Consider the following 19289-nt stretch of genomic DNA (forward strand, 5'->3'; position numbering starts at 1 on the left):
CTAGTTCTTCCCGTACAGGCCGTGAACGGCCATGGTCATGGCTTTCGCGTCCTCCGCTTTCCGCATGAGGTCGTGGGGGTCGTAGGCGTACATGGGCCCGGAGAACTCGGTGTGGAACACGGTCTGACCACCCGCGGACGTGGCGGCTTCGGCCGTGTAGGCGGCTCGGGACGTCGACCGCAGTTGGATGGGTGCGCTCGGGGGCAGCAGCTCGGAGCGGAGGCGCACGGCGCCGCCGTCCCGGAAGGCGGGGACCGTGAACTGACCAGACCGCACAGCAGCGCGCAGCCGCATCATCTCCCCGTGGCCACCGAAAGAGCGGACCTCGGACGCGGTCCACACGTGCTCATCGTTCGACAGCATCGCGTGGATCGAATCGCTCGTGCTTGTGCCAGCACCCCACACCGGCCCGCCGCCCGCTTTCTCCAGCTTCGAAATGCCCGGCGGGGGCTGATTGACCGGGACGCCGCCGAGACCTGTCGTCGTGACGAGGCGGATGTAGGCCGTGCGGTCGCGGGCCACGTTGTTCAGCGCGTCCTCGACGGTCGTGATCGACCCGTCATCCTTCTTGACGCGGACCGTCCCCTCAGGGAGCCCGAGGATGTCAATCCCGAGCTGCTGTAGCAGGGTCGTGAGCGGGCCGATGTCGTCCTCGGTGACCTCGAACGAACCGTTCGGCGTCGCGAGGATCTGGCCGGCGAGGTTGAGCACCCGCTGCGTCTCCGCGTCGACGGTGCCGTCGCTGGTGATGAGGTACTGGAGCACCTCGGGGACACCCAGCATCGTCTGCGTCATGCGGTCGACCGCTTCGTCGGACAGGCCCGCCTCTTTCGCGACACCGCGCACCTTATCGGCGTACTGGCCGTACAGCTCGCGCGTCTCGTCGAGGGTCATGTTCCGACCCCGCTGCGCTTCGGACTCCTCCTGAGCCTGGATCATCGACGTCTTCATCTCGTCCGACACCGACTTGATCGTGTCGCGCAGCCGGGAGCCCGCCGCCGTCGCCGTGTCGATCTCGCCCGTAGGCAGGACGAGGGCGTTGAGGTCCTGCCCGGCGTCGCGTGCGGCGCTGAGCACGTCCGCCAGATCGCGGCCACGCTCGTTCAGCGCCTGGATAGCGTCCGCCTGGGTGCGCGTGCCGCCACGTAGCTCGTCGAGAGCCTGGTTCAGGCCCTTCACCTTCTCGGTCGCGTCTCGCCCGACTTCGCGCATGATGCCGAGGGCCTCATTGAACCGGGAGTTCGACCGTGCCGCGTCGTCCAGGCTGCGGGCGTTCTTGCGCGCATCCTCCGCCTGCTGTCGTAGGTCCGCCTGACCCTGCTGGAGAGCGCTCGACTCTTCGTTCAGAATCTTGATGAGCTCCTGCGCGTTGACGGTGTACCCGTTCCGCACGCCCGTCGTAGCCGAGTACGCCGCGCCGTTCTCCTCGATCGCGGACTTGACCCGCTCGAGGGCGTCGGGCTGGCCGAGGATTGCGTTCGTCAGGTCGTTGTAGCTGACCTTCAGCTCCTCGGCGAGGCCACGTGCGTTCCGGTCGGCGAGGTTCTTCTCGACGTGCGCCCGCGTCGTGCGGAGGATGGCTCCCGTCGTCTGGTCCAGCGCCTCGGCGTACCCCGTCACTCGGTCCTTGGTCGCGGCGGCGGCTTCGCTCTGCGCCATGAACGCCGCGGTGAGGATCGCGGCGGCCGTCGAGACGCCCAAGATGATGAGGCCCACCGGGTTGGTAACGAACGCGGCCGTGACAGCGCGTCCGGCGGCGCCCATGATGCCTGGCATGAGGCCAGCCGACTTGTTCGCCCCCTCGGCGGCCTTGTTCATCGCCCCGAGACCGGTCGTAGCGCCCGCGGCGGATTGCGTCATCCCTGCCAGGGCCGACTGGACGGCCACCTGGTCGGCGACGCGGCGCGCCGTGTCCAGCCACGTCTGGATGACCGGCGCTCCCGACCGCATCGCCCCCGTGACCGCGACGGTGGCGGCGACAGTGGCGAGGACCGGTGAGGGTATGGAAGCCAGCACGTCGACGAGCGGCCCGGCGACGCCGGCGACGAGGCGGATGCCGTCAGCGGTGACGGGGAGAGCCGCGTTCAGGCCGTTCGACACGACGCCGGCGAGGCTCACGGCGACCGGTATCAGAGGGCGCATCTCGCCGAGCACGTCGCCAAGCGCCGAGCGCACCTCCGGGGATGCCAGCACGATGCCGGCGAGGATGCCAGGCAACGGACCGATCGCCGGGACGAACGAACCGACCACAGGGAGGCCGCGTAGCAGATTGTTGTTCACGCCCAGGATTGCGCCGGCCACAGCTGCGATCGCGGGGCCATTCTCGCCAATGCTTTCCAGGCCCTGCTCGACGCGGGACGAGTCCCACGCGCGGACCTGCACCCGCGCGCGGTCGAGGGCATCGGTCACGCCGTTCACGGCCGGGGTGGCGCGGCTCATGAGGATGGTGACGACGGGGGCGACGTGGGATTCGACGGCGCGCATGACGTCGGCAACCTGGTTGCCCCAGATGACCGCCTGGCCGCCGCCGTTCTTCGACACGAACGGCTCGGCGAGGGCCGCGCCGATGTCGCGCGACGCGGCCTTGATCCGGTCCGTCGTTCCCGCGAACGTGTCCTTCACGTTCGACGCGGCGCCGGCGAACTTCGTACCCATCTGGGTGGTCAGGACGTCGATCGCCTGTCCGGCGTCCAGGGTGCCGTCCGTAATGCTCTCGCGGATTTCGGCGGCCGTCTTGCCGAAGCCCTGCCCGAGCAACGTCGCGGCGTCGAGGCCCCGCTCGCCGAGCATGTTGAGGTCCTCGGCCGTGAGCTTCCCCGAGGACCGGATCTTCGCGAGGATCGAGACGATCTCGCCGATCTGCTGATTCGACCCGCCCACGGCCGCTACGGCGTCCTGCACGGCCCCCAGAATCGGGATGACCTTCTCGGCCTCGAAGCCGAAGCCGATGAGCTGCTGCTGGGCGGAGATGAACGTCGACTTGCTGAAGGGCGAGTTGCGAGCGAAGGCGTCGAGCTTGTCCATCTGTGCGTTGGCCTGCTCGGCGCCGCCCAGGAGCGTGCGGAGAGCCGCTCGGGACGTCTGCTGCAACTGGTTGTAGCCGACGCCGGCCGAGAACAGGCCCGCGGTGAGGACGGACACCGCGGTGACGGTCGTGCCGACGCCGACAGCGGCCGTGTCCCACGCGGACTTTGCGGCATTCCTGATCTTGCCGAAAGCGCCGTCCGTGTCGTTCAGCCGGCCGCGGACCGTGGAGAGGTCACGGCCGACCTTCTCGGCACCGTCCATGCGGATCGTGGCGACCAACGAGGCAGCTTCGAAGCTCATGCGCGGCCCCCGTTCGATCGGAGCCACGTCTCGAGCCGTGCGACCAGCTGCTCACCCTGGACGCCGCTCAGGTCCTCATGGCGGCGGAGGTTATCCGCGAGCGGGTGCGTAGAAGCGCTGTTGCCGGTCGTGAGGCTGCGTACGAAAAGGGCCAGGCGGCGGGCGACGAGCGCGAGGGCGGCGTGCGCTTCATCCGGGCCTCGCTCGCCGACGACCGGTTCAAGAAGTGCGAGCATTGCGTCCAGCTCCGTGTCGAGCTGGTCGATGCTCCGAGAAGCCGCGGACGCCAGGACCCAGGCTGCTTCATGCGCGGTCTGGTCGTACTGGTCAGCCTGTGCGCCCGTGAGCGTGAAGAGGCGGCGGGCCCCGGAGATGTCAGGCACGCTGGGACTCCGCCTTGGCCTGGGAGCGTGCTACCGCACCGATCGTCTGCCACACGGCGTAGAAGGCGCTCGCGTTGTCGTCAGTCGCCGGCAGAATCTTGCCGGCAACGCGAGCGATCGTCTCTACGTCGTGCTGATCCAGGGTGGCGAGGGCGGCGGTGAGCTGCGGGCCGAAGCCGCGGCCGTCTGTGACGCTATCGAGGGCAACGCGGCGTCGGTGCCCGCCGACCTTCTCCGATCGCACGCGACCTTCGCTGATCCAGCGTCGGACGGTGCTCTCTCCGACGCGGAATTCTTTCGCGGCGTCGGCGACCGTGCCCCACCTTGCGGCGGCTGACTTGACCGGGATCTGAACTCTTCTCCCAGGTGAACGAAAGGACCGAGCGACAGAGACGTGAAGTACGTCTGAGTCAGCTCGGTCTAGGCACCTGGCGAAGTCCGAATCCGCCGTCTCCCGCCACCTGGGCGGGAAGAAAACGGCGGGAGCCCGGTCTTATGTTGTAGTGCTCGCATCATACCATCCCGTGAACGCTGGTGAGCGCTGAGGGGGCCTAGGTTTCATATGCCATGGGTTTCCTTGGCGCGTCACGCTCGACCAACACGGAACCGGCCGGCCCAGCACCCCGCGCGGGACCCGCTGGGGGTCATTCGGGGCTGGTCTTGCCGCGGTGTGATCCGGCCCAGAAACCAGCTGTGGGCTTGGCGGCGTCCGCGTAGGTCCTGCATGCGTCGAGGAGCGGGCAGCGGTTGCAGACGTGGCGCATGCGGGTGAGGTCGGCGGGGTGGAGGTCTGCGCGCTCTGCGGTGAAGGTGTCGTCGCCGTCGCACGCGGGTGGCGTGTCTGTGCCCTGCGAGGTGAGCTTCTCGTACAGCTGCTCGGCATCGTTCCGCGGTCGGCTGGGCGTTGCTGGCTTGAGACGGAGGCCGCGCGGTCTACCTCGTCGAGGGCCGTTGTAGGTCATCGGGTGGGCTCCTGCGTGATGGTCTTGACCCGGTGCCGCCAGCGAGCGTTCTCGACGTTGAGCAGGTGCACGAGCGCGTAGACGTCTCTGGTGAGGTCGGGGTCGTTGAGGCGGGTGAGGTGGGCGCGGATGCGGGCTTCGGCTGCGGCTCGCTTTTCGCGGGTTGAGACGGCTGGGCGTGGCTTGTTGGGTGTCATGGTTGCTCCTGGTGGCGGCGGGGTTCGGTGATGTCGGGGACCTCGAGCGGGGGCAGGGGTACCGCGGGGTGACTGGTGGCGCCGTCGTCGCGCCACCCGCACCCGCGAGCGCACCAGCCGCTCATGGGGGTCGAAGCGGTGGATGGTGTGCCCTTGGAGGCAGGTGCCAATGCGGGCGGTCAAAACGGGTTCTCCGTGGCTATCTCGTGGGCGGGCGTGATGCACACCGCGCAGGAGCCGTCGACGGTGAGCTTGTGGTGGCCGGGCTCGCACGATGCGGTGCCGAGACTCGCGATGTAGGCCAGGTGCTCCTGCCCACGCGTTGGGCGTTGGTCACGCTCGCGGGCTTCCAAGCGTCGGACGACGGCCATGTTCTGTTCGTCGCGGGTCATCGGATGGAGAGCTGGGACGGGTAGATCGTCGTGCCAGCGTTCACCGTGGAGCCAGGGGGCCAGGCCGGGAACGAATCTCATCTCCTCGGCGCTGCGGGCGTAAGCCTGACCGAAGCGGATGACGTCGGCCTCCAGCTCGGTGAGTCCTCCCCGCGCCTTGACCGCGGTCTTGTATCGCGCGAGCGCGCTCTTGCGGTCGGCTTTCTTCGGCCAGGTCTTCCACGCTCTCGCGAACGATCCAGCGACCTCATCCACGACAACGGGCCTCCGCTCGCGCGCCGGAGAATGCGAAGCATTCTCCATCGGTTCGGGTACGGGTACGGGTACGGGTACGGGTACGGGTACGGGAGGATTCGCCCCCGACTCGGCCCCCGAATCGGGTACCCGATCGGGTGGCGACTCGGGGGAGCGATCAGGACCCGGCTTGCCGTCCGATCCGGAACCGTCTTCTCCCTCGGGGTAGCACCAGACACAGCCGGGAGCTTTCCGGTTCCGCTGAACATGCCAGCGCCGGTGATTGCCCTCCTGCCCGCCGTCTGTCATCGCTGATCTGGCGGAGCCGACAGAGGCCGCATCGGGGTTGTAGAGCGACCAGTTGTGGAACTGGTAGCCACCGTCGACCACCTCCCAGAAACCGGCCTCCACGAGGTCGGCTGCCATCCTCTTGGTGCACGCGAGCTCCGCCAGCATGTGGTCGGGGATCAGGCCGTCTGTCAGCTCTCGTGCGGCCCACGACCCCGCGAGCACCCACAGGCCCATTGCCGCAGCGCGCCGCGCCCGTGGGATCCTTGTCGTCTTGAGCGCGGACGCGAGTCCGTCATCGACTTTGAACCAGACCATTCAGTGGACCTTTCGGGCGCGCCGACGCCCCGAGAGCGGTAGGACGGCTCTCGGGGCATCAGCGGTGGGTGGAATCAAGCGACGGCCCCCAGCGCGGGCAGGGCGGGCGTCACGGCCATGTATCGGCCTCGGGCGGGTTCTCGGCGCGGGCGGCCTGTTCGATGAGTGTCACGGCGAGGCGGCGGGCCTCATCGGGAAACATCGCCGCGGAGTCGCCTGGCATCTGCACGATCACGACGGGAGCCCCGGCGTGCTCGTCGACGTCGACCAAGATGCTGCCGCCCGCGAACCGGGCATCGACGGCGACGCTCATGCGACGGCCCGCAGATCGCGAGAGGGACGGTCGGGGAAGGTGACGCGCAGCTCATCGGCAATGTCGACGAGCGCGGCGCGCACGAGGTAGGCGAGGTGCCGGGGCGGGACGGCCGCCAGCTCGTCGACGAGGACGCGGTCGAGGAAGTCGGGGTCTTCGGCGGCGTTCCAGACGAGGGTGGCGATGTCCCGGCCCTGCTCGCGGGCACGGTCGCGCGCACGGCTGTCAGCTGCGCGGTGTGCCGCCGCGCGCGAGATTGCGTCGGCGCGCAGGGCGTCCGCGACCGCTTCGCGGGAGTCGGCGGAATGGGTGGCAGCGAGGGCTTCACGCCAGAGCAGCAGGTGCACACGCGGTCGACCGCTGCGCTCGTCCGCCGGGGCCTGGCTGTAGGCCTCCGCCCGGTCATAGGCGCCCTCCGACGCACGCTCGAGGTAGCTGATCTGCGGGGAGAGTTTCTCGACGCTCTGTCGCCACCTCGCGCGACGGCCCTTCCCCAGTTTCTCGTCCCACATATCGACGACGCGGCCGGCGAGCTCGTCGACGGTCAGGCCCGCATCCTCGCGGGCCGACTGCAGCTCGATCGCGCGGGCGGCGCGGGCGCGCTGGGCGGTCACGCTGCGACCACCCATGCTCCGAAGAGGTTCGCCAGTCGGCAAACCTCACGGAGACGCACCAGCTCGCGCGCGAACACGGCGGCCTCGTCGTCGGACAGCGCGTCATCGATCTTGACGAACAGGCGGTAATCCTCCTGCTCGTCCCCGGGGCTGACGAAGCGGCAGACGCTGACTTCCCACTGGTCACAGGCCAGTTCATCGACGATGTGGATGAAGTCGGGGCCGGTGTGGGTGGCTTCACGGCACTGGCTGTCGGTGCAGGGGACCGGTGTTGCTATGGTGGTCTTGCTCACGGGGTCATCTCCTGTGGGTCTGGCCCTCACTGTGTTCCTGCACAGCGAGGGCATTTTCGGTTTGGTGGGTCAGTCGGCGAACGCTTCGGCGATGTACGCCTCGACGTCGGACTCTCGGAACATGCGCCGGCCGCCGACCTTGCCGGACTTGGGCGCCCGACCGACATGGATCGCATAGCGCAGGGCGCCGGGGGTGGTGCTGAGGCGGTCCGCGACCTCATCGACTGTCAGCAGCTTGACCATGGACTCTTCCTTACCTGGAAAGCGGTTTGCTCTATAAGCAACAACCTATGTCGAAGAATTGCATAGTGTCAAGTAGCGCCTGTAAGTTTCCATACATGGAAAATGAACGGCAGCGCGGGAACGACATCGGCGCGACCGGCCTGACGGTCGGGGCGAACGTGGCTCGAATACGCCGCGCCCGCGGGCAGAGCTTGCAAGGCCTCGCAGATCAGATGACGGCTATCGGTCGCAAGGTCAGCGTCTCGGGCCTGAGCAAGATCGAGAACGGCACGCGGAAGGTTGATGTCGACGACCTCATGGCGTTGGCCGTCTGTCTTGATACGCCTCCGCCCTCGCTGCTCTTACCTCGCGGAGAGCCCGATGCGATCACGCAGGTAACCGGAGTCACCGCCAGCCTGGCGTTGCTGTGGGAGTGGATGACTGGGGCCGGTGTCGGCATCTCGACTGACGAGGAGCGCGATTTCCAGGCTCGCGCGCTTCCGGGCTGGCTGACCGTGGACAGCGAAGTCCAGGGCCCCGATGGATCCGAAGTCATCCTCGGTGTGGTTCGCCCGGACGGGTGGACCGAACGGCAGGTCATTCGGTTCGGGGTGCCGACAGTCTGGAACCCCGATGAGCATTAGGCAGCGCCCCAACGGCTCGTGGCGAGCTCGCTACCGCGATGAGGCGGGCAAGGAGCACGCTCGGCACTTCTCTCTGAAGCGTGACGCCCAGAGGTGGCTCGACGAGGTGACGGCCTCGGTCGTCACCGGCATGTACGTCGACCCGCGCGCGGGAAACGTGCTGTGGGACGACTGGACGGCGGCGTGGGTAGCACGGCAGGCGTGGGCGGCGGGGACGGTGCAGGCGGCCGAGACGGCGCTGCACAGTGTCCCCTGGCGTCGGCGAGCCCTCCGTAGCGTCAGACCCTCAGACGTTCAGGCGTGGGTGAGCGCAGAGACGAAGCGCGGCCTCGCGGCATCGACGGTGCGCACGCGCCTGAACTATGTACAGATGGCGTTCCGCGCGGCCGTGCTGGACAAGGTGATCCCCGAGAGCCCTACGGCGTCTATCAAGGCGCCTCGACCGCGGCGCGCGGATGCCGCGATGGACATCCTCACTCTCGAGCAGACAGCCGCGGTGCTCGCCACGGCCGGGCGGTTCCGGCCGTTCGTCGAGGTGTGCCTGTTCGCCGGCCTCCGCCTCGGCGAAGCGGCAGGGCTGCAGCTTGGAGACGTCAACTTCCTCGGGCGCGCGATCGACATCAGGCGCCAGGTCCAGGGGTCGTCGATCGCATCGACGTCCCTGGCCTCCCCGAAGTACGGCAGCGAGCGCACCGTCTATGTGCCCGGCGGCCTCACCGCGGCTCTTTCTGCGCACGTTGCGGCTTCCAGGCTCGCCGCGCCGGACGCGCAGCTGTTCCGCACGCCCCGCGGCGACCTCTACCAGCGGAACAACGCCGGCGAGGAGTGGCGCGGTATCCGCGCCCGAGCGGGCCTCCCGGTCGGCGTCACACTCCACACGCTCCGGCACACGTACGCGTCGAACCTCATCGCGTCGGGGTGCGACGTCGTCACCGTGCAGCGCGCGCTCGGCCACGCTCAGCCGTCGATCACGCTCAACACGTACGCGCACCTCTGGCCGTCCGCGGAGGACCGGACGCGCGCCGCGACCGCGGACCTCATGGCCTCGATCGCCGCTCTTGCGGACTCTCCGCGGACTGAGAACAATAAACCCCAGGTCAGCGGTGGGTATTACCGGTAGTTCGTGAACTGCAGGTCGACGTCGAGGTCGGCGGCCTTGAGAAGGCGCTGCACCTCCTGCAGGTCGTCGCGCGACTTCGACTGCACGCGCAGCTCGTCGCCCTGGATCTGCGACTTCACGCCCTTGGGGCCCTCGTCGCGGATGATCTTGCCGATCTTCTTCGCGTCATCCTGCGAGATCCCCTCCTTCAGCGTGGAGGTGATGCGGTACTCCTTGCCGCTCTGCGTCGGCTCGCCGCTGTCGAGGCTCTTCAGCGAGATGCCACGTTTGATCAGCTTGGTCTGGAAGACGTCGAGGACGGCATTGGCCCGCTCTTCGGAGTTGGCCTTGATGACGATGGACTCGCCGCTCCAGGCGATGGAGGCGTCGGTCCCCTTGAAGTCGTAGCGCTGCTCGACCTCTTTGTGGGCCTGGTTGAGCGCGTTGTCGGCTTCCTGCCGGTCGATCTTGGACACGATGTCGAACGAAGAATCAGCCATCCCTCAAAGGTACCGGGGCTCTCGCATCCGTCACACGGACGGCGTGCCGTGTTCGCCGACAGAGTGATGATCTCGACACCCCGCGCGCTCTTGTCTAGCGTCAATGGATGGCACTGTGGAGAAAGCCCACCGCCCTGACCGTCCTGGCTGTCGCTCTCGCCGCCTCGGCGGGCTGCACGCCGAGCGCGGAGCCCGCGACGCCCTCAACGGCGCCCCCGTCCGTCGCGGAGCCCACGCCGATCCCCTACGCGGTGCCGACATCGGCGCCGGGCGAGATCGCTCGGGCGGTGTTCGAGGTGGTCGACGGTGTCAACACCACCGACACCGTGCTGTCCGACGCATTCGAGGCGGATGATGCCTTGACGGTGAGTGGCCAGTGCGAGGGCGGCGAGTGGATGCGCTACATCCTCCGCGACTCGACGCCCGACGGCGACGGCGCCGACCTCGCCAGTGGAACCTTCCGATGCGATTCGGCCGCGTCGCAGGGCAGCACGCACACCACCGGTGTCGGGGGCACCGTGCAGGTCGTGCTCACCGTGGCGGAGGGGACAGAACGCGCCTGGGTGACCGTGCAGAAGTGAGCCGAGCCCGCGCCAACGCCCCGTCGCGCTCGTAGACTCGGATGCCATGCGCGCACTCACCGAGAACGAGGTCAGGGAAGCGTTCGTCAACGCCACCCCCGACGAGCTGCGGATCATCGCCCTGCCCCTCGACTTCGTGCTGGCCGACTGGGATCACCTCGACTTCCTCGCCTGGCGCGACCCGCGCACCCGCGGTCGCGGCTACATCGTGACCGAGCATCAGGGACAGCCCACCGGCGTCGTGCTGCGCGCTGCCGAGGGGCAGTCCCGCGCGCGTTCGGCGATGTGCAACCTGTGCCACACGATGCAGCCGGGCGATCAGGTGTCGCTGTTCACCGCCCGCCGGGCGGGGGATGCCGGGGAGCACGGCGACACCATCGGCACCTACATCTGCGCCGATATGTCGTGCCACGAGACGGTGCGCCTGGCCGCTCCGCTGGCGCCGAGCGAGATCCGCGCGAGCGTGGATCGCAAGATCGACGGCACGAAGCGCCGCACCGAGGAGTTCGTGAGCCGCGTACTGGATTCCGCCGAGGTCTCTCGCTGAACGGATGCCACCGTGGTTCGACGCATCCCTGCGGGGATAGTAGAGTGGTCTATCGCGCCTCTGGTCGACTGCGAAAGTCGGGCGGGTGCGCACCTGGCGAGTTACCCAAGCGGCCAAAGGGATCTGACTGTAAATCAGACTGCATTGCATTCGGGGGTTCGAATCCCTCACTCGCCACCATGGGGTGTTCGGATATCTGACGTGAAACGTTCGGATAACTCAGAACACCAGACATACGAGAAGAAGGCCGCCGGAACCCGGCGGCCTTCTTCTCGTTATGGCTCCTAGCGACTGCGGGCTGCGCGACCGCGGCCGCGCGATTCCGCGGGTAGTCCGAGTTGGACTGCGCGTCGCGCCGAGACGCCCTTGCGGCTGCGACTCGGACCGGCCTCGTGCCGGACGGTTCGCGTTTCGCGCAGCCGGGCTTCTGGCGCGACGCCCGCGTCGATGCCGTGGTGTTCCTGCCAGCCTGCGATGTGACGCGCGTTGGTCCCGACCACTGCGAGGACGGCGAGGAACGCTTGGGCCGTCTCGCCGCGCAGGCACCGGTTCGCGTGGTCGTGCAGGCTGTTCTGCGCGTGCTTCATGGAGCGGTTGAAGGACTCGATGACCTGCCGACCGTATGAGTGGACGCTTTCCCATTCCTTGGTGCCGTACCGGTAGTGCTGCTTGTACTTTCCGCCGGCGTCGGGGCGGAACGAGGTTGTCATGGTCTTGCAGACCTGCTGCGCAGGTGTTGCACTTGCGGGCTTGATGGGCAGCCGCACCGCCCCCGTCGGCAGTTTTGCGGTTTCGTTCTTCTTCAGTGGGCAGAGCAGCGTCGGCGAGGGGCCAGCTGCCGGGCACCACATCGTGATGTTGCCGTTCGGCTTCGTATCCTTTCGGCGCATCTCGTAGAACGACCCTGCTGTTCGGCAAGCTCCTCGAGGATGCTGGGCTCCCCGCCGGTGTGGTCAACATCGTCACCACGACGAACACAGGCCCAGTCTCCGAACGCATCATCACCGACCCGCGTCTGCGCAAGCTCTCGTTCACCGGGTCCACACCGGTCGGGGTCAAGCTGCTTCAGCAGGCGGCGCCTGGTGTGCTGCGCACGTCGATGGAACTCGGCGGGAACGCGCCGTTCGTGGTCTTCGAAGACGCGAACATGAACAAGGCCATAGACGCCGCGATGCTCGCGAAGTTCCGCAACACTGGGCAGGCCTGCACCGCCGCCAACAGGTTCATCGTGCACCGCTCCGTCGAAGACGAGTTCGCCCGCCGCGTCACCGAACGAGTGGAGGCTTTCCGCATCGGCCGCGGAACCGACGAGAACGTGCAGATCGGTCCGCTCATCGACGTCAAGGCAGTCCAGAAGGCCGTAGCCCTCGTCGACGATGCCGTCTCGCGGGGTGCGACGCTTCGCACTGGCGGCAACGCAGTGGAAGGACGCGGCACCTTCTTTGAAGCGACCGTCGTCTCCGACGTGAAGCCCGGCAGCGATATCCTCCGCGAAGAGATCTTCGGACCCGTCCTCGCCATCATCCCTTTCGACGACGAGGCCGAGGCCGTCCGCCTCGCCAACGACACCGAATACGGTCTCGTCTCCTACGTCTTCACCGAAGACCTGGCGCGCGGACAACGCATGATTGAGCGCCTCGAGACCGGCATGATGGGCCTCAACGTCGGCGTCGTCTCTAACGCTGCGGCGCCATTCGGCGGCTGGAAGCACTCGGGGCTCGGCCGCGAAGGCGGCGCGGAAGGAATCAACGAGTACCTGCAGAGCAAGTACACGCTGACGACCAACCCGTTCGCGTGAATCGCTGAATCCAGGGCGAGCGCCGCAAGACCACCATCGCGCGGCGCTTCCGCGAGGCGCGTGATCAGCGCGACCTCCCGCCCTGGGCCTGAGCGACGGCGGCCCCGAGAAACCGGAACCGCCGTCGCTTGCCTCTGTTAAGCGCGGTGGCGTGTCTACTTTGCGCCCGACGTTCGTTTCGAGCCGTACCGCACCCAGGTCCAGACCATGACCCCGGCGAAGAGTATCCAGCCCACCCAGGATGGAATCACCTGGGCGACCGCGAGCACCATGCACACCAGTCCTAGCAGCACGAAGACGAAGAGCCCGATGCGAAAAACCTTGTTCGTCATGGTCCTTCTCCTATCCTCTTTCAGTTGGGTGTGCTGGCTCAGGGGCAGTGAACGGTGCCCCGAGGTTCGATGAACGGGTTCCAGCTGGGGAGGAACACCGGCGGCACAAGGTAGCCGACGGCGCCGACGCAGTTCCCCTGGCCGTAAGCGACAGCGGCGGTTCCTGCAGCGATGCCGGCACCGGCGGCGCAAGCGGCACTTGCCCACGGTCCTCCCAGCGCCAAGCACCCCGCGGCGAACGCGGCGGTCCCCGCCGGCGATCCGTTGGAGAGGTCGCGAGTCTCGTCCCTGTTCAGGTAGACGGAGCACCAGCCGACGCCGCACTCGGACGTCGGATCAGCCGTAACGGGGAACGCGGCGCCCTCGAGCGAAACGCTCTGCGTGATGACGTTCCCAGACACCGTGTAAGACGTTTCAAGGTCCTTTCCGTTGGCGTCCTTCGCCCACGGCGCGCTGATCTTGTTCACCCAGGTCCCGTCCGCCTTTGTGACGGTCACTGAGCCGTCACCGTTCAGGGTGAGCTGGGTTGATGCCTCCCCGACGGTGAAGTCGTAGGCATCCGGCGCGGTGCTGTCTTTGATGACCACGAAGCTCGCATTCGCGCCGGAGCTCGACAGGCCCGTCACGAATCCATACGAGGGCGAGTCCTGGACGGTCGCTCCCAGTCGGTCCACCTGTTCTGCGGTCGCGTCGGTCACCGGTGAGATCTGGACGCGCTCCGGTGAAGGTGTGCCGGACTCTGCCGCCATGCGCTGCAGGGTCGTGGACTGCTGAGACTCCTGCGCCACGTGAGGAAGGGCCGCAGCCGCGCCGAGCAGACCCTGTGATTCAACGACGCTGAGCGTGTCGATGGGCTCATCTGCCGCGAATGCGGGTGCGGACTGGACCGTCACGGCCAGTAGTGCGGCAGCGATGCCGGCGACCATTCGCGACTGCCTCTTCGATGAGGTGCGCGGGGACATTACCGTGTTCAATGTTGCTCCAATCGGGGGGAATGGAAGCGTGGCCTGATTACCACGCCTCTTCGACGCTATCCCCGACGGAGCGAGCATCTCAGAGACGGCCAGGCTTCTCCCAGGTTTGCTGCCCGAGCTCATCCAAACCCGTTCGCCGTTTCCTGTGCGACTCTTGCATCGCGCTCGCACGCGACCGCTTCGAGACGGTGAAAGCACCCCTTGGGTTTCGAAGCGGCGAAGACGCTGGTGACTGGGGTCGGAGGGCGGGCACGACGGCCGGGTTAAGCGAGGTCGCCCACCCCGTCCTGTCCGCGTCCGTGCGCGACGCGGCAGATGCTGATTCCCGCCTCTTCGACTCGGCGGCTGGCCGCATCAAGGGCCGACGGGTAGGGCGCCCCCAGCACGGGTCCCACCTCACCGCCCAACAGGCTCCGCGCAATTCGGAGAAGTCGTTCATCATCCGCGCAGGTTGGCAGAACTCCCGCAAAGGCGGTGGGCGACTGAACCTGGCGAACTCGACCAAAGACGTCCGAGTGAACTGGCACCGGCCGCTTACCGGCTATCCGTCTGCCGTCACCACTACGGCGGATGCAGACGGTACGTTCTGGGCATCGTCCATCGTCCGCGTGCCACAGGCGCTGGCGAACACTCCGACGCGTCTGCCCGCACGGCTGGCGTCGGCGTCGGCCTCAGGCAGACCTGGACGAAGCAGGGAGCCATCGATCCGAGGTGCGCGCACGCGCACCTCGCAAGCAAGAACGTGTCAGCCGAACGGTGGTTGGCAAGCGTGCAGAAGTTCAGATGCGCGGGAGCTCGACGATCCGCGGAACGTAGTGGAAAACAGCGCGGCCTGACGTGGGGAATGTTGGAAGCCCGCCTCTGCGACCCGTCGTCCCGTATGGGATTGGGGAGAGGCTGAACTTCCCCACAGTCTCGAGAAGGGGCTGCATGGTCACCCGGCCACAATGAAACGTGCACGCTCTAGTAGCTCATCGAAGGTGATGATTTCGACTTCTGCCTGAGCCCTTCGGTATAACTCGAAGGACTCCATCTTCTCTGCGTTGACGCCTGCATCGGTACGGAACTCGTCGAGACTCCCGACCAGCAGGACTTGTCGCGGGCGAGTGGTCGAGAAGTCGAGCCCTGTGGGGGTTCCGTCCGGAGTCGTATGCTTCTCGACCTGGTTGATCATGAGTCTGTACGCCTTGCGGACGGTTTTCTGTAGTTGAGCCGTACCTCCAACCAATTCGGCGGATGGCGAGTATACGTCCGGCTCACGATAGGGACGGCCCGGGGAGAGGAGGGGTGTGTCGTGTTTTTTGATCTCGCAGAATAGAAGGGTGCTGATGAGTGCTCGTGTCCTCATGATCGCGTCACTACGCTTGCCAGCGCCGGTGAAGATGTTGTTCCCTACGGTGATTCTCTCGAGCTTGCCGTCGTCCATCGCTGCGTGGGAAACAAGGTTCAAGCCGTAGCCGAAGATCCACGTCGCTCTCTCAAAGAAGCGCTGCCAGACAGCTTCGCGCGAGCCATCGGCGGCCTCTCGCTCGAAATGCGCGTTGTCCGTCAGTAGCGTCTCGAACTCCTCAAGGTCACTCTTCCGCCCGCTGAGTGCGGCGATTTCGGCGCCGTTTAGGGGCGAGTCCAGTACGGACTCGATCATTGGAACGACGTCGGCTCGGCTGCGAGCCCGGAGCGCACTGACAATGTCAGCATCCGTCGCATCGACCACTCGAACTGCCCGGTCGCCGACGGTCACCCCAGACAGTTCCACAAGGTAAGCCATGAGGGTGAGGAAATGCTCGTGACCATCTCCGGTATCGACGAGCGCTTTCACGATGTGGCTGCCAGGAATTTCGCCGGTTTCCCACAGTTGGGTGGCTTTCTTGCTTCTATCGCGTTTCCACAGACGAACCCGCGGAGAATACTTCCCTCCGTGGTCAATCAGGCGAACTTCGCAATGAAGAGAAACTCGAGGGCGGTCATCGAGGAGAAAGTCTTTGATGAGGCGGTTTTCGAGCGGGTCGTAAAAGTAGTGGAACGCGTCGGTCCCGGGTCGAATCTCGAGGGTCGTGAGGTCCCCCTTCGACATGTCCCAGGTGTGCAGATCGTCGATCTGCTTGATCCATTCGGCGAACGACATTCAGAAACCCTTGTCTTTGTATTCGGCAACAGAATACCTCGGCATTCAGAAGGCGTGGAGTCCTATTGCGCGATAGAATCGCGCCCGCGTTCGATAACCGTGCGAGCTCCATTTCCAGCGCAGTCTGTGTCGCGCGGTTGCGCGCGTATCTTAGTCCAACTCCTCATAAATGAGTAGCTGAGACTGTTCAAGAGCTCGCTCCTGCTCCTGGTCGTACTTCCAATCCTGCAACGCTCGCCAGAACCCCTCCGACGGCTCCACTTCCTCTTCAAGGACGTCATCAAAATGTCCGTCGAGCTCCATCTCGCTGTCTGTGAGCGACAAGCCGCAGACGGAGCATTCGAAGAGGTCTGGATAGGCGAAACGTTCGCCGCGGGGGTGGTTGTCAGGATACTGGCTGCCGGTGAAGTCGGTGTCGGAGTCAGTGACGTAACGGAATAGCGCTCCTGCCGAATAGCAGACGGGGCACGGGTGCACAACCACTTCGGGCGGGGAGATTACGCGAAGAACCGGCGCGGCAAGGACTGCGCGAACCTGCTCGACCTGCGCGGCGGGAATGTCCGCAATACGCTGATCGTATCGGCGGTGAGCCTCGGCTTTCCGCAGTTCAAGGTCGAGTTGCGTGCGCTCTGTCTCTTCCGCTTCGAGGTACTCGAGCAGTGTGGCGTTCTCGTCGTCCCAGAAGTCCTCGGGGTCCTCGTCAATGAGTTTCAGGCATGCCTGTACGACGACCACCATGGCCTGCATCCCTTCTGACGTGTGTTCCGGATCGACATAACCAAGGTGGGCGGCTGCGTTCCGCAGCCCAAGCACGAGGTCGACATGGCGCCCGCTAAGCCCGGATGGGTGGTGTGGGTGAAGGAGGCGAACTGCTCTAGCGGCTTCCTGGCCGGTCAGCGTGCGAATTGTGTCGAGAGGTTCGTCTGCGCGCACATCCAAGCGGATGCCGCTGTCGACGTTGGCGGCGATAAACGCGGGGTTCGCCGTAGCGAGACAGAGTTTGAGTGCGGTCTCGACGGCCACGCCGGCCGCCGTTGCTGCCCAAAGCGCGGCAGGCGGGGAGGTGTCGCCGAACTTACGGAGGGCCTCGTTGGCCGCCGTCATCGCCGCTAGCCGCAGATGCACGGTCAGCGACGACGAATCTGCGCTGCCGAGGCGCCATGACCGGCTACTCTCGGGTGCCGGTGAGCTCATGCGGCCGTGACCTGACGAAACTGCATGCTCGGAACCTATCGCTGGATCCGCGTGCATGATGCCGTTCTCCCCGGAATTCGAACGCGCCGCGTACATGGTCATCGTGATCGTCGACACCGCGCATAAAGGAGGTATGAACCTCCCCGATGGCTACGACCACGGCACGACCCGGGCCTACCGGCTTTGCCGCCCGGTCTGCAATCCCTGCAAGGCTGCAAACACAGCAGCCCAGGGGGCGCGACGAGCAGCGCGGCTCGCAGCGGGTATGCCGGAGGATGCCCACGGGAAGCCGTCGGGATACTCCTACTGGAACTGCCGTTGCCGGCGGTGCAGCATCGCGGTACTCGGCGAACCAAAGCAGGGACAGTCCACCCGCGCCGAGCGTCGCGCCGCATCGGACGAAGCACTCGCCGGCCAGCTCACCCGCGTTGTCCGGTACCGGTATGAGATCCTGCCCGACCCCGTGGTCGGCCGTGCACTGCGAAGGACCATCGGTGCCGCTCGCTACGTCTACAACTCTGCAGTGGCATTCGCGCGCGACCACCGCCGGGAAACTGGGAAGTACCCAGCGCTCGCGGGGCAGTCGAACGCAATCATCGCCGAGCCGCGCAGCCGGTTGCCGTGGTTGGCAGCGGTGCCGCACGCGGTCCTGTCCGCGGCGCTACGAGACGCACAGCGCGCGCAACAGAATCATCTTTCCTCGCTCGCCGGACAACGGCGCGGACCGAAGGTCGCCGCCCCTCAGATGAGGAAGAAGTCCCACGGGGGCAGCGTCAGCCTCAGCGATGGGGCATTCCGGATCGCAGGCGGATGGCAGAACACCGGCCGAACGGGCGGGCGCCTTCACCTGGGCAAGCACATCGGTACCGTCGGCGTGCGCTGGTCACGACCCCTGCCCTCTGACCCCACGACGGCGACGGTGGTCCTCACCCCAGACGGCCGCTGGTGGGTTTCTTTTGTCGTCCGCGAGGCGCTCGCGCTCACGAAACCCCAAAACCCCGGCCGCGTCGCCGGTGTTGACCTCGGTCTGACCCACTTCGCCACCATCGCGTACAGCGACGGGCGCTTCGAGAAGATCGACAACCCCCGCTTCCTTCTGAAGCAGGAACGAAAGCTCGCCCACATGCAGCGTGACCTTGCGCGCATGCAGGGCCCCACACGTGGCCGCAAGGCTTCGAAACGGTGGGACAAGCAGCGGCGTCGAGTCGCTCGCCTGCACACCCACATCGCCAACCAGCGCGAGCACTTCGCCCGCCGGGAAGCCGCTCAACTGATCCGCGAGAACCAAGGGATCGTTGTCGAGACGCTGAACATCGCAGGCTTAGGTCAGTCAAAGGTCGGCAAGTCCGTGTATGACACCGCCTGGGGGATCTTCCTCCGGGCGCTCCAGGAGGGCTCGGTCAAACGTGGCCGTGACCTCATCGTGCTGCCGAGGTTCTTCCCTGGCAGCCGCAAGTGCTCCGCCTGCGGAACCGTTGACGGCCCCAAGCCGCTGCGAGTCCGTTCGTGGACGTGCCCCGAGTGCGGGGCAACTCACGACCGCGACGTCAACGCTGCAGTCAACCACCTCGAGTACGCCTACCAGGTCGCGGCGCTTGCCGCAGAGGACCTCACGGCGCTCGACCTCGCCGCTGGGCTAGCGGAGAGGCTAAACGCTCGTGGATGGGGTGTGGGCCAGCACATGGCGCCCCCAAGGGACACCACCCCGTGCGAAGCGAGTAACGGCCGGACCGGGTGGGAGCGAAAGCTGCTCGCCCGGAGACGGCGGTCGCGGCGTTCAGCGCTGCGGCGTAAGCATGTTCGGAACCGTGGCGCGAGAACCGTCACTTCGCAGGCGGCTCAAGGGGTCGCGGGGGATGCCGGAGGAATAGCGAGAGGATTCCAGAGGAATCGTCCCGTGAAGGCTTCTGAACTCCCGCGGAAATCCAGGGCTGAATGAGAAACCCGAACTC

At 66.5% G+C, this 19289-nt stretch carries 21 protein-coding genes, 1 tRNA gene and 1 pseudogene; 7 read left to right on the forward strand and 16 right to left on the reverse strand.

Features of this window, described 5'->3' with window-relative positions; genetic code table 11:
* The 10 genes from ASF76_RS08075 to ASF76_RS16685 all read right to left on the reverse strand — a co-directional run bounded on the left by ASF76_RS08075 (position 1) and on the right by ASF76_RS16685 (position 7564).
* Positions 1 to 3327, reverse strand: a complete 3327-nt coding sequence (locus tag ASF76_RS08075; protein ID WP_055955829.1) for a tape measure protein — start codon at positions 3325 to 3327, stop codon at positions 1 to 3.
* On the reverse strand, positions 3324 to 3710 hold the full coding sequence (locus tag ASF76_RS08080) for a hypothetical protein (protein WP_055955832.1): 387 nt from the start codon (positions 3708 to 3710) through the stop codon (positions 3324 to 3326). The genes ASF76_RS08075 and ASF76_RS08080 overlap by 4 nt, the downstream gene beginning before the upstream one ends.
* A complete protein-coding gene (locus tag ASF76_RS08085) occupies positions 3703 to 4059 on the reverse strand; it encodes a helix-turn-helix domain-containing protein (protein ID WP_082484934.1) in 357 nt (118 codons plus the stop codon). The genes ASF76_RS08080 and ASF76_RS08085 overlap by 8 nt, the downstream gene beginning before the upstream one ends.
* Positions 4060 to 4354: 295 nt before the next feature.
* The gene (locus ASF76_RS08090) at positions 4355 to 4672 is read right to left on the reverse strand and encodes a WhiB family transcriptional regulator (RefSeq protein WP_055955838.1); all 318 of its coding nucleotides are present in this window, start codon (positions 4670 to 4672) and stop codon (positions 4355 to 4357) included.
* Positions 4669 to 4869, reverse strand: a complete 201-nt coding sequence (locus tag ASF76_RS08095) for a hypothetical protein (protein ID WP_055955841.1) — start codon at positions 4867 to 4869, stop codon at positions 4669 to 4671. Before ASF76_RS08095 ends, ASF76_RS08090 begins: the two co-directional genes overlap by 4 nt.
* 179 nt (positions 4870 to 5048) lie before the next feature.
* Positions 5049 to 6101: a hypothetical protein gene (locus tag ASF76_RS08100; protein ID WP_156459185.1), complete on the reverse strand. Its 1053-nt coding sequence runs from the start codon at positions 6099 to 6101 to the stop codon at positions 5049 to 5051.
* Positions 6102 to 6210: 109 nt separating this feature from the next.
* Complete coding sequence (locus tag ASF76_RS08105; RefSeq protein WP_055955847.1) at positions 6211 to 6414, reverse strand: hypothetical protein; 204 nt, start codon at positions 6412 to 6414, stop codon at positions 6211 to 6213.
* Positions 6411 to 7028 (reverse strand): hypothetical protein, encoded by a 618-nt coding sequence (locus ASF76_RS08110; RefSeq protein WP_156459186.1) that lies wholly within the window; start codon positions 7026 to 7028, stop codon positions 6411 to 6413. The genes ASF76_RS08105 and ASF76_RS08110 overlap by 4 nt, the downstream gene beginning before the upstream one ends.
* Complete coding sequence (locus ASF76_RS08115) at positions 7025 to 7321, reverse strand: hypothetical protein (protein WP_055955854.1); 297 nt, start codon at positions 7319 to 7321, stop codon at positions 7025 to 7027. The genes ASF76_RS08110 and ASF76_RS08115 overlap by 4 nt, the downstream gene beginning before the upstream one ends.
* 69 nt (positions 7322 to 7390) lie before the next feature.
* Positions 7391 to 7564 carry a helix-turn-helix transcriptional regulator gene (locus tag ASF76_RS16685; protein WP_082484935.1) on the reverse strand — a complete coding sequence of 58 codons (174 nt, stop codon included), beginning with the start codon at positions 7562 to 7564 and terminating at the stop codon, positions 7391 to 7393.
* 95 nt (positions 7565 to 7659) lie between these two features.
* On the opposite strand from ASF76_RS16685, the gene ASF76_RS08120 reads away from it, so the two are divergent.
* Together ASF76_RS08120 and ASF76_RS08125 are read left to right on the forward strand one after the other, a co-directional pair.
* Positions 7660 to 8187: a helix-turn-helix domain-containing protein gene (locus ASF76_RS08120; RefSeq protein WP_055955857.1), complete on the forward strand. Its 528-nt coding sequence runs from the start codon at positions 7660 to 7662 to the stop codon at positions 8185 to 8187.
* The gene (locus tag ASF76_RS08125) at positions 8177 to 9307 is read left to right on the forward strand and encodes a tyrosine-type recombinase/integrase (protein ID WP_055955860.1); all 1131 of its coding nucleotides are present in this window, start codon (positions 8177 to 8179) and stop codon (positions 9305 to 9307) included. Before ASF76_RS08120 ends, ASF76_RS08125 begins: the two co-directional genes overlap by 11 nt.
* Here the strand turns inward: ASF76_RS08125 and ASF76_RS08130 are convergent.
* A complete protein-coding gene (locus ASF76_RS08130) occupies positions 9298 to 9786 on the reverse strand; it encodes a YajQ family cyclic di-GMP-binding protein (protein WP_055955863.1) in 489 nt (162 codons plus the stop codon). The two genes, ASF76_RS08125 and ASF76_RS08130, sit on opposite strands and share 10 nt — an antisense overlap.
* A gap of 107 nt (positions 9787 to 9893) precedes the next feature.
* On the opposite strand from ASF76_RS08130, the gene ASF76_RS08135 reads away from it, so the two are divergent.
* The 3 genes from ASF76_RS08135 to ASF76_RS08145 all read left to right on the forward strand — a co-directional run bounded on the left by ASF76_RS08135 (position 9894) and on the right by ASF76_RS08145 (position 11094).
* The gene (locus ASF76_RS08135; RefSeq protein ID WP_055955867.1) at positions 9894 to 10367 is read left to right on the forward strand and encodes a hypothetical protein; all 474 of its coding nucleotides are present in this window, start codon (positions 9894 to 9896) and stop codon (positions 10365 to 10367) included.
* 46 nt (positions 10368 to 10413) lie between these two features.
* Positions 10414 to 10914, forward strand: a complete 501-nt coding sequence (locus tag ASF76_RS08140) for an FBP domain-containing protein (protein ID WP_055955870.1) — start codon at positions 10414 to 10416, stop codon at positions 10912 to 10914.
* A gap of 95 nt (positions 10915 to 11009) precedes the next feature.
* A tRNA-Tyr gene (locus tag ASF76_RS08145) sits at positions 11010 to 11094 on the forward strand.
* A 104-nt stretch (positions 11095 to 11198) separates the two neighbouring features.
* On the opposite strand, the gene ASF76_RS08150 is transcribed toward ASF76_RS08145, so the two are convergent.
* Positions 11199 to 11804, reverse strand: coding sequence for a hypothetical protein (locus tag ASF76_RS08150; RefSeq protein WP_156459188.1), 606 nt, complete (start codon positions 11802 to 11804; stop codon positions 11199 to 11201).
* Between the two features lie 5 nt (positions 11805 to 11809).
* On the opposite strand from ASF76_RS08150, the pseudogene ASF76_RS08160 reads away from it, so the two are divergent.
* Positions 11810 to 12712, forward strand: a pseudogene (locus ASF76_RS08160) (aldehyde dehydrogenase family protein); the annotation flags it as partial.
* Positions 12713 to 12867: 155 nt separating this feature from the next.
* Here ASF76_RS08160 and ASF76_RS17025 read toward each other — a convergent pair.
* From ASF76_RS17025 to ASF76_RS17030, 4 genes are all read right to left on the reverse strand, one after another.
* Entirely contained in the window at positions 12868 to 13044 is a 177-nt protein-coding gene (locus ASF76_RS17025) for a hypothetical protein (RefSeq protein ID WP_156459189.1), read from the reverse strand.
* 38 nt (positions 13045 to 13082) lie between these two features.
* Entirely contained in the window at positions 13083 to 13970 is an 888-nt protein-coding gene (locus tag ASF76_RS08165; protein ID WP_055955880.1) for a hypothetical protein, read from the reverse strand.
* A gap of 982 nt (positions 13971 to 14952) precedes the next feature.
* On the reverse strand, positions 14953 to 16143 hold the full coding sequence (locus ASF76_RS08170) for a Shedu immune nuclease family protein (protein ID WP_055955884.1): 1191 nt from the start codon (positions 16141 to 16143) through the stop codon (positions 14953 to 14955).
* A gap of 150 nt (positions 16144 to 16293) precedes the next feature.
* Positions 16294 to 17439, reverse strand: coding sequence for a hypothetical protein (locus tag ASF76_RS17030; RefSeq protein ID WP_156459190.1), 1146 nt, complete (start codon positions 17437 to 17439; stop codon positions 16294 to 16296).
* Here ASF76_RS17030 and ASF76_RS16690 point away from each other — a divergent pair.
* The gene (locus ASF76_RS16690) at positions 17432 to 19276 is read left to right on the forward strand and encodes an RNA-guided endonuclease InsQ/TnpB family protein (protein WP_162240810.1); all 1845 of its coding nucleotides are present in this window, start codon (positions 17432 to 17434) and stop codon (positions 19274 to 19276) included. The two genes, ASF76_RS17030 and ASF76_RS16690, sit on opposite strands and share 8 nt — an antisense overlap.
* The last annotated feature ends 13 nt before the right edge of the window (positions 19277 to 19289 follow it).

The sequence above is a fragment of the Microbacterium sp. Leaf151 genome, assembly GCF_001424225.1.
GTDB lineage: Bacteria > Actinomycetota > Actinomycetes > Actinomycetales > Microbacteriaceae > Microbacterium.